This window comes from Citromicrobium bathyomarinum (assembly GCF_038594485.1).
GTDB lineage: Bacteria > Pseudomonadota > Alphaproteobacteria > Sphingomonadales > Sphingomonadaceae > Alteriqipengyuania > Alteriqipengyuania bathyomarina_A.
Genome location: NZ_JBCFZG010000001.1, coordinates 921,943 through 934,750, shown reverse-complemented (window position 1 = coordinate 934,750; position 12,808 = coordinate 921,943). Strand labels below are relative to the sequence as shown.

Genomic DNA, 12,808 nt, shown 5'->3' with positions numbered 1-12,808 from the left:
AACGCACCCTCTGGCGGATCGTGCCGAGGCTCGCTAAGGGCCGCCTGCAAGACAGTGGTTTCAATCCCCCCGCGATTCCCGAGTCGCCTTCCACGGGCGGGCCTCGAAATCGCAGACCAGCTTGCGAAAGGTGCCCGCCGTGGCCTTCAAGGAAATCCCCCTCGCCCTGACCTTCGACGATGTGCTGCTGCGCCCCGCGGCGAGCGAGGTGCTGCCCAGCATGGCCGACACACGCACGCAGCTGACGCGCGAGATCGCTCTGAACATCCCGGTCATCTCCTCTGCGATGGACACCGTGACCGAGGCGGACATGGCGATCGCGATGGCGCAGCTGGGCGGGCTGGGCGTGCTTCACCGCAATCTGGATATCGAGGAACAGGTCGCTGCCGTCCGAACGGTCAAGCGGTTTGAGAGTGGTATGGTGGTCAACCCGATTACCATCGGCCCCGACGCGACGCTGGGCGAAGCGCAGGATATCATGAGCGCCAACCGCATCAGCGGCATCCCGGTGACCGATCGCAGCGGCAAGCTGCTCGGCATCCTCACCAACCGCGACGTTCGCTTTGCCGAGCATCCCGGCCAGCCGGTTCGCGAACTGATGACGACCGAAAATCTCGCTACCGTGCCGCTGGGCACCGGGCAGGAAGAGGCGCGGCGGATGCTGCACCAGCGGCGGATCGAGAAGCTGATCGTAGTGGACGAGGATTATCGCTGCATCGGCCTGATCACGGTCAAGGATATCGAGAAGGCGGTTACCTATCCCAACGCGACCAAGGACGCCGCAGGCCGCCTGCGCGTCGCGGCGGCGACCACCACGGGCGACAAGGGTTTCGAGCGTTCGCAGGCGTTGGTCGATGCGGAAGTCGACGTCATCATCATCGATACCGCGCACGGCCATAACCGCGATGTTCTGAAAGCGGTCGAGCGTGCCAAGACCATCTCAAACTCGGTGCAGATCATCGCGGGCAACGTCGCCACGGCCGAGGCGACCCGCGCGCTGATCGACGCGGGCGCGGATGCGGTGAAGGTCGGCATCGGGCCGGGCTCCATTTGCACCACGCGCGTTGTGGCGGGCGTGGGCGTGCCGCAGCTGACCGCGATCATGGATGCTGCCGAGGAAGCTGACAAATCGGGCATTCCGGTGATCGGCGACGGCGGTCTGCGCACCAGCGGCGATGCGGCCAAGGCGCTGGCCGCCGGGGCAAGCTGTGTCATGATCGGATCGATGCTGGCGGGTACCGAGGAAGCTCCGGGCGAAACCTTTATCTACCAGGGCCGCAGCTTCAAGGCCTATCGCGGCATGGGCAGTGTCGGCGCGATGGCACGCGGCAGCGCCGACCGCTATTTCCAGCAGGACGTTTCGGCGCTGAAACTGGTCCCCGAAGGGATCGAGGGGCAGGTGCCGTACAAGGGCCCGGCGCGCGATGTGGTCCATCAGCTGGTGGGCGGGATCAAGGCTGCGATGGGCTATACCGGCAGCCGCACGATCGAGGACCTGCGCAAGGGCGCGCAGTTCGTCCAGATCACCAACGCAGGGCTTACCGAAAGCCACGTCCACGACGTCGCGATCACGCGCGAGGCGCCCAACTACCCGACGCGGTGATGCGCGAAGGCGGAATTTCGCCTGCGCTTCTCGAAGCATGGCTGACCGGGCGCTCGCTTGCTCGCGGCCTGCCGCTGCCGGTCGCATCGCACGGCGGATTTCGGGTCGATACGGACAGCGCGGCTGAGTTGCGCCGGTGGGTGTTCCCCAATGCCGATGCACGGATCGGCGCGCTGGCGGGGAAGATCGACAGTCCGCGTGAACCGGTCAAGGCGTGCATTCCCGCGCGCGATCTGGCTAAGTTACTGCCCGCCGGCTGGGATGTGCAGGATACCGGGCATTTCATGCATTGCCGGTGCACCCCTGCGGTGCCCGACCTACCCGACGGCTTCGTGGCACGTACCGCCCAAGGCAGCTTGTCGGGCAGGATCGACATCGTGACTACGAACGGAGTGCTCGCCGCGCGCGGTTACTGGGGTTGGGGTGCCGGGGGGTTCGTCTATGATCGCATCGTGGTCGAGGCTGCCTTCCGACGCCGCGGACTCGGCAGGGCGCTGATGGGGTTGATCGGTCGAAACCGGCGCGGGGACCACCTGCCCCAATTGCTGGTCGCAACGGAGGAGGGACGGCTGCTCTATCTCTCGCTGGGATGGGAGGTGATTTCGCCTTACGCCACTGCATGGAGGCGATAGCGCAGCTTGCTCAGGCGGAGCTAGCTTAGCTTGGAGAGAGGCGGCTTACCAAATCGGCCAAGCGACACCTCTTTCGCCAATCCCTCACAAGACCGGTTATCCAGGCAGGCTTTGCCGTTTCCTACCGGGGCGCACCGTGCCAAGGGGAACGCATGAACCTGTCCCAACTGCCCGCCCGCCAAATGGCTTCACTCCCCGCTTTCGCCCCCCGGATTTTTTCACTCCTGAACACTGTGTCAGGTGTGTCAGAGCCTCTGGCAATCGGGCGCGAAGCATGACGCCCGCCGCGCGGGTCAAGGCGGCCATCGATATCCTCGACACGGTGATCGAAGCGGCGAGGGGGCAGGGCGCTCCGGCCGATCGCATCGTTGCCGAATGGGCCAGGGCGAACCGCTACGCCGGATCGAAGGATCGGCGCGCGGTGCGCGAGCTGGTCTATGATGCGATCCGCCATTGCGGCCCGGTGCCCGAAAATGGGCGCGCGGCAATGCTCGCGCTGGCCAAGCGCGACACAACCATCGCAGCATTGTTCGACGGGTCGCAATATGGACCGGAAACGATCCAGCCCGATGAGCCTGTGGCCAAGACCGGGTTCGCCCCCGCCTGGCTGGCCAAGCGACTCTCCGCCTCCGACGTGAAGGGCGCAGAGGGTGCTGCGCTCATGGGTCGCGCGCCGCTCGACGTGCGGGTGAATACGCTGAAGGGAGAGCGCGACAGCATCGAACTGCCCGTTTCAGGAGAGGCTCTGGCGGCGCCCAACGCGCTGCGGTTCGAGGCGGGCACCCCGGTCGACCAGTGGACTGCGTTCCGCGAAGGCCGGATCGAGGTGCAGGATCATGGCAGCCAGCTCGCCTGCGTGGCTGCCGACGCCAAGCCGGGTGAGACGGTGATCGACCTGTGCGCAGGCGCGGGTGGCAAGACGCTGGCGCTGGCGGCGGCGATGGAAAACCGCGGACGTCTGATCGCGAGCGACACCGACAAACGCCGCCTCAGCCAGCTGCAGCCGCGTATCGAACGCGCCGGCGTGACGATCGTCGAGCAGCGCCTGCTCGATCCGGGCAGGGAGATGGAGGCGCTTGGCGATCTGACGGGCGCGGCAGACTGCGTGCTGATCGACGCGCCATGCTCGGGCACGGGGACGTGGCGCAGGAAGCCCGAGGCCAAGTGGCGGCTGACGCCCGACAGGCTGGCGAAGTTCGCGGAAACGCAGGACATGCTGCTGGCGCTCGGCGCGAAGCTTGTGAAGCCGGGCGGGCGGCTGGTGTACGTCACCTGTTCGATGCTGGACGACGAGGGCGCGGATCGGTTCGATGCGTTCCTGAAAACCCATCAGGCCTGGCGCGCAGACCCGCCCGCCTTGCGGCTGGGTCGCGCGAGGGGCCACGGGATCCGCCTCTCGCCGTTCCACGACGGCACGGACGGATTTTTCGTCGCGCGGGGCCATTTGCCGTGATAGCCTCGGGATCTATGGTTACGACCGTACCCGATCTGATGGCTTCCTCGAAGGACCTGTTTATGCGTTATGCTCCCGCCGCTGCTGCCATTTCCCTGCTGGTCGCGGTTTCGGCAAGCGTTGGCTCGGCACAGGTCGAGCAGGCCGATCCGCGCGCCGCTGCCCTGATGGTGCAGGCGCAGGATGCGCTCGACGCCGGTCAGCCGGAACGCGCAATCGACGCGCTGGAGGCGGCATTCGCGGTCGATCCGCAATACACGCCGATCCTGGTCGCACTGGCCGAGGCTTCTCGGCGTGAAGGGCTGCAGGGCAAGGCAATCCGTTATTACCGCGAGGCGCTGACCCGCGATCCCGCCAATTACGAGGCAATCGCGGGCGAGGGTGCGGCAATGGTCGAAAAGGGCGCGGTCGAGCGTGCGCGGCGCAATCTCGCGCAGCTCGAATCGCTGTGCGGGGCAAGCTGTCCGCAGACCGAGGAACTTGCTCGCGCCATCGCGCAGGGTCCCAAGGACAAGACCGTGCTCACCGCCGAGGCGGTGATGCCCGATGCGATGGTGACGCAGAACCTGTCGGCAGAGAACTGAGCCGTCGGCTCAGATCAGGTCGGCAAACTCGGCCACGACGGCGCGGTAGACGCGCTTCTTGAACGGGACGATCAGGTCGGCCACCGTGCTTGCCGGAACCCAGCGGTGCTCGCAGAACTCGGGCGGATCGTGGGCTTCGAGGTCGATATCCGCCTCGCTCCCGTCGAACCGGGCGAGGAACCATTCTTGCTCCTGACCGCGGAATTTGCCGCCCCACAGCTTGCCGATCAGCTCGTCGGGTAGGTCGTAGCGCAGCGGTTCGGCGGTCTGGCCGATGATCGCCACCTTGTCGGCAGTAACGCCGGTCTCTTCCCACAGCTCGCGCAGCGCGGCGTCGCGCGGGTCTTCACCCTCGTCGATCCCGCCCTGCGGCATCTGCCAGAAGTCGCCTTCCTTGTTGTCGATCCGCCGCCCGACGAACACTTCGCCCGCCGAATTGACCAGCATCACGCCCACGCAGGGGCGGTAACCCAGTTCCGAAGTGTCGCGCTGCTTGGTCATCGTCATCGCCGTCGTCCCAGTGCTGACCCGACAGCATCGATAAAGGCTTCCACATCGGCCTGCCCACTGGGGATTGCCTTACGCATGGTGAAGAATCCGTGGATGATGCCGGGAAATTCGAGATAGGTCACTTCGGTTCCCTGCTGCACCATGCTCGCTGCGTAAGAACGTCCGGAATCCCGCAGCGGATCGAGCCCGGCGGTGCACAGCACGGTCGGCGGGGCGTTGCTGCAATCGCCCAACATCGGGAGGTTGCGCGGGCTGGTCTGCTCGGCGGCGTAGCTCTGGGTGAACCACGCCATCGTATCGCCGGTGAGGAAATAGCCTTCCTTGAATTGGCGGAAGCTCTCGTGCTTGCCCGCCTCGTCGGCGACCGGGTAAATCGGTGCCTGCACCAGCACGGGCACGTCGGCGGGCTCATCGCGCAAGGCGTAGGTGGTGACGATGGTCAGGTTGCCGCCCGCGCTATCTCCGGTGATGACCAGCCCGGTAATCTCGCGGCCCAGTTCCGTAGGCGACGAAGCGAGCCAGCGTGCTGCAGCCTCGCAATCGTCCGGCGCGGCAGGGAAGGGATGCTCGGGCGCGAGTCGATAGTCGACCGACAGCACCGGCAGATCGAGCCGCGCCGCGAATTCGGTGCAGATCGAATTGTAGACTTCCAGGTCGCCGATCACGAACCCGCCGCCGTGGAGGAACAGCACCGCCGGGCCCGCCTCGCGCGATTCGCGCGTGTCGTAGAATCGGCAGGGAATATCGCCGGCAGGCCCGGGGACGCTTACGTCCTTGATCACTGCCATGTCGCGCGGCTCGGCCTCGCCGATCTGGGCCATCGCGCGCATGCCTTCGCGCCCTGCAACCGCACCGGCTTCTTCGATCGGCTGACGGCCCATGGCTTTGAGCATATCGAGCAGCGCGCGCGTGTCGGGGCGGACGAAAGCTTCACTTTCCACGGTCGGGTTCGGGTTGTCGGCCATTCGCGGGCTCCTTCCTCAAATCGGGGCCGCGTTGGATAGGCGCTGTGCGCGCAGGCTGTCCACTGATCTGCATCAGGTGGATTAGAAAAACTTGATTGCCCGCCCGTGCACGGCCACGTAGGCGGCGCACAAAGGCGCAAAATCTGTCGCGCCGTGAATGCCCGAAGGATTTGTTTCAATGGCGACTCAGGCGCCTCCAGCCTCCAACACTCCCCTCAATGAAGCGCCCGACGCGATCGTCGTCCGGTTTGCAGGCGACTCGGGCGACGGGATGCAGTTGACCGGTGGTCAGTTCACGTTGTCGACCGCGTTGGCGGGCAACGATCTTGCCACGTTCCCCGACTTCCCGGCGGAAATTCGCGCGCCGCAGGGCACGCTGTTCGGTGTTTCGGCCTTCCAGATCAATTTCGGATCGCGCCAGATCAACACCGCAGGTGACGCACCCGATGTGCTGGTCGCGATGAACCCCGCGGCGCTCAAGGTGAACCTGCCAGCGCTCAAGCCCGGTGGGCTGGTGATCGTCGACACAGGCGAATTCACCAAGCGCAACCTCGACAAGGCGAAATACGACGCGAGCCCGCTCGAAGACGATACGCTCGCGCCGTTTGATGTGCTCGCCTTCGACATTTCCGCGCGCACGCTCGAAGCCGTGGAGCCCTTCGGCCTCGGCAAGAAGGATGGCCTGCGCTGCAAGAACATGTGGACGCTGGGCCTTGCGCTGTGGATGTTCGACCGTCCGCGCCAGCCGCTTCATGACTGGCTGAACAAGAAGTTCGCCAAAGCGCCCGACATTGCTGCCGCGAACATCGCTGCGCTCGATGCAGGGCACGCCTATGGCGAGACGGCTGAGCTTTCCGGCCCACTGAAGCAGGTTAACCTGCCCCCGGTGCCGACCGATCCTGGACTTTACCGCACGATTACCGGTGCGGAGGCAGTATCGCTCGGCCTCGTCGCAGGGGCGCAATTGGCCGAGCTGCCGATGTTCTTCGGCGGCTATCCCATCACGCCCGCCTCGGCGATCCTGCATCACCTCGCGCGGCTCAAGGAATTCGGGGTCACCACCTTCCAGGCGGAAGACGAGATTGCCGCCGTGTGCGCCGCCATCGGTGCGAGCTATGCGGGCCAGCTTGGCGTGACCTCGTCCTCCGGCCCCGGTATCGCGCTCAAGACCGAGGCTCTGGGCCTCGGCATCATGACCGAGCTGCCGCTGGTGGTGGTCAATTCGCAGCGCGGTGGTCCGTCCACCGGCCTGCCGACCAAGACCGAGCAGAGCGATCTCTATCAGGCGGTCTATGGCCGCAACGGCGATGCGCCGATGCCGGTGATCGCCGCCCGCAGCCCGGGTGATGCGTTCGAAGTGGCCATCGAAGCCTGCCGGATGGCTGTGCAATACATGACGCCGGTGATGCTGCTGACCGATGGCTACATCGCCAATGCCGCCGAGCCGTGGAAGGTGCCCGATCCCGAAGGTTTCGAGCCGTTCCCCGCCACGTTCCTCACCGAACCGCGCGGCGAAGTGCTGGAGCCCTACAAGCGCAATGAGAAGGGCTCGCGCCCGTGGATCAAGCCCGGCACGCCCGGCATGATGCACCGCATCGGCGGGATCGAGAAGGACGCTACCACCGGCAACATTTCCTACGATCCGGCCAACCACCAGCTGATGACCGACACGCGGCGCGACAAGATCGCGAACATCCCCGTGCCCGATCAGGAAGTGGCTTTCGGTGCGACGACTGGCAAGCTGGCAGTGGTCGGCTGGGGCAGCACCTACGGCCCGATCAAGCAGGCCGTACGCCGCAGCATCGACAAGGGCTGTTCGGTTTCGCACATCCACATCCGCCACATCTGGCCGCTGCCTGCGAACCTTGGCGAACTGCTCAGCGGGTTCGATCGCGTGCTGGTGCCCGAGATGAACACCGGCCAGCTCAAGACCGTGCTGCGCGACCAGTTGCTCGTGGATGCCGAAAGCCTGACCAAGACCAGCGGCCAGCCGTTCCAGATCGCCGAGCTCGAAGACGCGATCTGCGCCTATTTCGATGGCGTCCCCGGCAATACCGGCGGCGAGGTCGAACCCAACGAACAGCAGCTGCCAAGCCCGGTGGAGAGCGAGTGATGGCATGCCGCGCAAGAGGCAATCAGGGCAACTGGTTCGCTGAAGTAACAGCCCCCCGGCATCCGGAGGTGCATGGCAAGTCGCTTCCCTGTATTTGGGATTACTGGTGGCAGGGTAAATCTCGCTACATCGATCCGGGTTATGCCCCCGGAAATCCTAAGGCTGAGAAGGTCGTCGAGGCGCTGAAAAGTGAGGGCTTCGCAGTAATGCGTAAGCGGCGAAAGACTGATGACCCTGATAAATGGGAAGCTGACGGGTACATCGGCGTCTTTAAAATAAGAGATGTTGAATTCGGAGAGTCGCTCGAATTCGATATCGTCGAACGAATTTGTGATTTGGATTAAGCCATGAACGCACCCGTTAAAATCGAAACCACGCTCAAGGACTGGGAAACCGATCAGGAGGTCCGCTGGTGCCCGGGTTGCGGGGATTATGCGATCCTCAAGGCCGTGCAGCGCACGCTGCCGCAGCTTGGCAGCGATCCGGCGAACACCGTGTTCATTTCGGGCATCGGCTGCTCCAGCCGCTTCCCCTATTATATCGAGAGCTACGGCTTCCACACGATCCACGGCCGCGCGCCTGCGGTGGCGACAGGCGTGAAGCTCGCCAACCCGGACCTCGACGTCTGGCTGGTGACCGGCGATGGCGATGGCCTCAGCATCGGTGGCAACCACATGATGCATGTGCTGCGCCGTAACGTGAACATGCAGATCATGCTGTTCAACAACGAGATTTATGGCCTGACCAAGGGCCAGTACTCGCCCACCAGCCGCGAAGGCACGCGCTCGCCGACCAGCCCGATCGGCTCGGTCGACCATCCTGCCAACCCCTGCGCTTTCGCGCTGGGTAGCGGCGCGCGGTTCGTTGGGCGCGGGATCGACGTGTCGAAGAACCTGCCCGATGTGCTGAAAGCTGCGCACGCGCACCAGGGCGCGGCCTTCGTCGAGATTTTCCAGAACTGCATCGTTTACAACAAGGACGTGTTCGACGCCTTCGCCGCGCCCAAGGGTGCGGAAGGCCAGCAGCTGTGGCTGGCCGATGGCGAGCCGATGCTGTTCGACAAGGGTGAAAAGGGCCTCGCGTTCGATGCTGAGAACCTTCACTTTACCGTGGTCGATGTCGTCGATGGCGACTGGCAGGCGGCGGGCGTGCGCGTTCACAACGTGAAGAACCGCGTGATGGCGCACCTGCTCGCCGAGCTGCCCTTCGGTGAATTCCCCATGCCGCTTGGCGTTCTCTACGACGATCCCGCACCGACATATGAAAGCGCGGTGATTGCCGAGCGCGAAGCATCGGTGAGTGGCAAGGAGCCCAATCTCGCGAAGCTGCTCAGCGGCGGGCAGACGTGGACCGTCGACGGAACCGCTGCCGACCCCGTCTAGGGCTTAATCCGCATCGTGCTCCATCGGATCGAGCCGGTGCGCGGTGTGGCTGTCCGCAGCGCGCTTGGCCGGCTCGTATAGCAGCGCGGCGGCGGTGAACGCCCACGCTGCGCCGCCGCTCCACCCGGCAACCACATCGCTGGGGAAGTGCACGCCGAGCATCACCCGGCTCCACGCAATCATCGCTGAGATGACCATTGCGCTCCCGATCAGGGTATAGCGCACCGAATGCCTGCTGCTGAGCGAGGCGAAGGCCAGCGCCATGCCGATATAGATCATCGCGGAGGCAAAGCTGTGCCCGCTGGGGAAACTGTAACCGGCAGCCTCGGTAAGGTGCGGGACAAGGGTAGGGCGCTCCCGCCCGACAAGCGTCTTCATCAGCGCGTTAAGGCCCCAGCCGAGGAATACCGTTAGCGCAAACAGCGTCGCCTCTCGCCGCATCTTGAGAAACAGCAGCGCGACCACAGCGGCACAGGCCGAAAAGGTCGAGAGCAGCACGCCGCCCAGCGCGGTGATGTCGCGCACGGCCTCCTCCAGCATGGTGCCGCCCAGTGGCCGGAGGTCGACGCCTGCGCGATAGAGCATCAAGCCGGAGTGGTCGAAACCCTCTGTGCGGCCATGCGTGACCAGCCAGATCATCAGGCCCCAGACCGGCCACAGAACGCCCGCTGCGATCAGCGCCTTGCCGCGATCGATCGTGAATCCGCGCGCAGGAAGAGATACCGTCTCGGCGGGAAGGGGGGCTTTGGGCTCGGTTGTCTCGCCGACGCGGCTCTGATCCATGCCATTTGGAACAGCCCGTTCCGAATGAGGTTCCTTTCCCATGGCTTCTCCCCAAATCGTTTGGCTTCGCCGCGACCTTCGTCTGGCAGACAATCCCGCGCTATACGCAGCGGCCCAGGCCGGGCCGATCATTCCAGTCTTCGTGCTCGATGACGAACGGGCTGGGGATCGAAAGTATGGTGGTGCGTCGCGCTGGTGGCTGCATCATTCACTGGAAAGCCTCACGAAGAATCTCGGCCGGCACAATGCGACACTGATCCTGCGGCGCGGCGACAGCGTGAACATCCTCGCCGATCTCGCCGCCAAGACCGGGGCAAGTGCGATCCATGCCAACCGCCATTACGAACCGTGGTGGCGCAAGGCGCAGGGCGATCTCAAGAAGGCGCTGCCTGACGGGTGTGAGCTCGAACTGCACGACGCCAATTACCTGATGCCTCCGGGCACCGCGACCACGGGCTCGGGCGATCCATACAAGATCTATACTCCCTTCTCCCGCGCGATGCGCGACCTGATGCCGCCGCGCGACGAACTGCCTGCGCCCGAGACGATCTCGCAGCCCTCGCGCCTGCCGCCGAGCGACGACTTGTCGGATTGGGGCCTGCTCCCAACCAATCCCGACTGGTCCACGAAGATGGCGAAGTTCTGGTCGATCGGCGAAGACGCAGCCCACGAACGGCTCGACTGGTGGGCGGATCATGTCGGCGAGTACGACGATGGCCGCAACCTGCCTTCCGTCGATCGGACCAGCCAGATGTCTCCTCACCTCCACTGGGGCGAGATTTCTCCGGTGCAAATCTGGCACGCGTTCAAGGACAAGCGGAGCGACGGCTGGCGGACTTACGAGAGCGAACTGATCTGGCGCGACTATGCGCAGAATGTCCTTTGCCAGTTCCCGCGCTACCCCGAAGAGAGCTACCGCGACGCGATCGACGACGCCAAACTCTGGCGCAATCCCAATCGCGGGCATGTGATCCAGAAAGAACTGGAAGCCTGGCAGCAGGGCCGCACCGGCTACCCCATCGTCGATGCGGGGATGCGGCAGCTATGGGCGATTGGCTGGATGCACAACCGCGTGCGGATGATCGCGGCCAGCTTCCTGATCAAGCATCTGCTGATCGACTGGCGCCATGGCGAGCGCTGGTTCTGGGACACGCTGGTCGACGCCGACTACGCGAGCAATGGCACCAACTGGCAGTGGGTTGCCGGGACGGGAGTGGACAGCAACATGTTCCCCCGGATCATGGCTCCGCTCAGCCAGTCGGAAAAGTTCGACGCCGCCGGCTACATCCGCGAGTGGGTGCCCGAACTGGCCGACCTGCCCGACAGCCAAATACACGATCCGTCGGACGGGTGCCGTCCGAGCAGCTATCCCGCAAAGATCATCGGCCACCGCGAGGCGCGGGAACGCGCACTGGAGGCCTATCGCGAAATGAAAGGCAACTGAAGCGATCCAAAGGGTTGTCGCCCGGGGGGCGGGGTTGCATAAGCTGCCAACGCATGGGGGTGACAGACCAATCTCGCGGGAGCGATCTGCTCGCCGCCAGTCAGCGCTTCGAACGGCGCCCGGGTTTTCTTTCCCGTCTGCTGGCACCCGGTTTTCACAAGCTACTCGATAAGCTCGACGCCGGCATGGAGCGCGGGGCAGTGCTCGGCCGCCTTCCCGATGGCAGCACACGGCTGATCGGCGGGCGTGCGCCGGGGTTCGAGGCAGAGATCACGATCCACAACTGGCGCACTCTGGTGCGCGTGGCGACGGGCGGATCTGTCGGCCTCTACCAAGCATGGGAGGCGGGCGAATGGTCCAGCCCCGATCCGGTGCCGTTCTTCGCGGTCTTCATGCAGAATGCCCAGACGCTGGGCGATGCTGCTCGCGCGAAGGGGACGTGGCGGCGCGCTCTGGCGTCCGCGCACCGTCGGCAGCGGAATACTCGCGCCGGCGCTGCGAAGAATATCGCGGCGCATTACGACCTTGGCAATGATTTCTACGCCGCGTGGCTCGGCGAGACGATGACCTATTCCGCCGCGCTGTTCGATCCCGCGCGCGCGCCTGAGACTTTGAATGCCGCGCAGCGCGCCAAGATCGACGCGATCCTCGACCGGGTCGATCTGAAGCAGGGCGACAGTCTGCTCGAAATCGGCTGCGGCTGGGGCACGCTCGCGCGCATGGCTGCCGATCGTGGAGCCAAGGTCGACGCGATCAGCCTGTCGGACGAACAGCTTGCCTGGGCCAGGCGGCAGAGCGTTGGCGACGCGCGCTTTCTGAAGCAGGATTATCGCGACACCAAAGGCCAGTACGATGCCATCGCGAGCGTCGAGATGGTCGAGGCACTGGGGCACGAATACTGGCCGACCTTCATGGATAGCGTCGCCCGCAACCTGAAGCCGGGCGGGCGCGCCGCGATCCAGTTCATTTCGCTGAAGGACGAACTGTTCGATGCCTATGCAGGCAGCGCCGACTTCATCCAGGCGTATATCTTTCCAGGCGGGCTGCTGATCCGCGCTTCCGAGTTTCGAGAGCTCGCGGAAGCCCGCGGCCTCGCCTGGACCGACGAAGTCCGCTTCGGGCAGGACTACGCCGAAACCTTGCGGATTTGGCGGGAGAAGTTCGATCATGCAGCCGACGAGGGGCTGTTGCCCCCCGGTTTCGACGATCGCTTCAAGGCGCTGTGGCGCTATTACCTGATGTATTGCGAAGGCGGATTCCGCGGCGGCGGGATCGACGTCCATCAAGTGACACTCATAAAGACAACGGGAGACGGCGCGTGAAGAATGGTATCAAGGTC

The 12,808-nt window shown here is 64.8% G+C and carries 12 protein-coding genes; 9 read left to right on the top strand and 3 right to left on the bottom strand.

The annotated features are described in order from the left end of the window. Window positions 1–139: 139 nt before the first annotated feature. The 4 genes from guaB (at window position 140) to AAG591_RS04620 (ending at window position 4,272) form a co-directional block, all read left to right on the top strand. A complete protein-coding gene (gene guaB, locus AAG591_RS04635; protein WP_342529830.1) occupies window positions 140–1,603 on the top strand; it encodes an IMP dehydrogenase in 1,464 nt (487 codons plus the stop codon). Continuing rightward, window positions 1,603–2,235: a GNAT family N-acetyltransferase gene (locus AAG591_RS04630; protein WP_342529829.1), complete on the top strand. Its 633-nt coding sequence runs from the start codon at window positions 1,603–1,605 to the stop codon at window positions 2,233–2,235. The genes guaB and AAG591_RS04630 overlap by 1 nt, the downstream gene beginning before the upstream one ends. A gap of 274 nt (window positions 2,236–2,509) precedes the next feature. Next, on the top strand, window positions 2,510–3,688 hold the full coding sequence (locus AAG591_RS04625; RefSeq protein WP_342529827.1) for an RsmB/NOP family class I SAM-dependent RNA methyltransferase: 1,179 nt from the start codon (window positions 2,510–2,512) through the stop codon (window positions 3,686–3,688). Between the two features lie 14 nt (window positions 3,689–3,702). Then, on the top strand, window positions 3,703–4,272 hold the full coding sequence (locus AAG591_RS04620; protein ID WP_342529826.1) for a tetratricopeptide repeat protein: 570 nt from the start codon (window positions 3,703–3,705) through the stop codon (window positions 4,270–4,272). Between the two features lie 9 nt (window positions 4,273–4,281). Here AAG591_RS04620 and AAG591_RS04615 read toward each other — a convergent pair whose 3' ends face one another. Then, entirely contained in the window at window positions 4,282–4,779 is a 498-nt protein-coding gene (locus AAG591_RS04615; protein ID WP_342529825.1) for an RNA pyrophosphohydrolase, read from the bottom strand. Next, window positions 4,776–5,747 carry an alpha/beta hydrolase gene (locus AAG591_RS04610; RefSeq protein WP_342529824.1) on the bottom strand — a complete coding sequence of 324 codons (972 nt, stop codon included), beginning with the start codon at window positions 5,745–5,747 and terminating at the stop codon, window positions 4,776–4,778. Before AAG591_RS04610 ends, AAG591_RS04615 begins: the two co-directional genes overlap by 4 nt. A gap of 178 nt (window positions 5,748–5,925) precedes the next feature. Here AAG591_RS04610 and AAG591_RS04605 point away from each other — a divergent pair, with 178 nt between their 5' ends. Genes AAG591_RS04605 through AAG591_RS04595 form a run of 3 tightly spaced genes read left to right on the top strand, consistent with a single transcriptional unit; the run spans window position 5,926 to window position 9,242 of the window. Next, the gene (locus tag AAG591_RS04605; protein WP_342529823.1) at window positions 5,926–7,860 is read left to right on the top strand and encodes a 2-oxoacid:acceptor oxidoreductase subunit alpha; all 1,935 of its coding nucleotides are present in this window, start codon (window positions 5,926–5,928) and stop codon (window positions 7,858–7,860) included. Next, a complete protein-coding gene (locus AAG591_RS04600) occupies window positions 7,860–8,204 on the top strand; it encodes a hypothetical protein (RefSeq protein ID WP_342529822.1) in 345 nt (114 codons plus the stop codon). Before AAG591_RS04605 ends, AAG591_RS04600 begins: the two co-directional genes overlap by 1 nt. 3 nt (window positions 8,205–8,207) lie before the next feature. Further along, entirely contained in the window at window positions 8,208–9,242 is a 1,035-nt protein-coding gene (locus AAG591_RS04595) for a 2-oxoacid:ferredoxin oxidoreductase subunit beta (protein ID WP_342529821.1), read from the top strand. A 3-nt stretch (window positions 9,243–9,245) separates the two neighbouring features. Here the strand turns inward: AAG591_RS04595 and AAG591_RS04590 are convergent, their stop codons facing one another. Further along, a complete protein-coding gene (locus AAG591_RS04590) occupies window positions 9,246–10,025 on the bottom strand; it encodes a phosphatase PAP2 family protein (protein WP_342529820.1) in 780 nt (259 codons plus the stop codon). Between the two features lie 40 nt (window positions 10,026–10,065). Here AAG591_RS04590 and AAG591_RS04585 point away from each other — a divergent pair, with 40 nt between their 5' ends. Continuing rightward, window positions 10,066–11,469 carry a cryptochrome/photolyase family protein gene (locus AAG591_RS04585; RefSeq protein ID WP_342529819.1) on the top strand — a complete coding sequence of 468 codons (1,404 nt, stop codon included), beginning with the start codon at window positions 10,066–10,068 and terminating at the stop codon, window positions 11,467–11,469. A 53-nt stretch (window positions 11,470–11,522) separates the two neighbouring features. Continuing rightward, on the top strand, window positions 11,523–12,791 hold the full coding sequence (locus AAG591_RS04580) for a class I SAM-dependent methyltransferase (protein WP_342529818.1): 1,269 nt from the start codon (window positions 11,523–11,525) through the stop codon (window positions 12,789–12,791). Window positions 12,792–12,808: the final 17 nt, after the last annotated feature.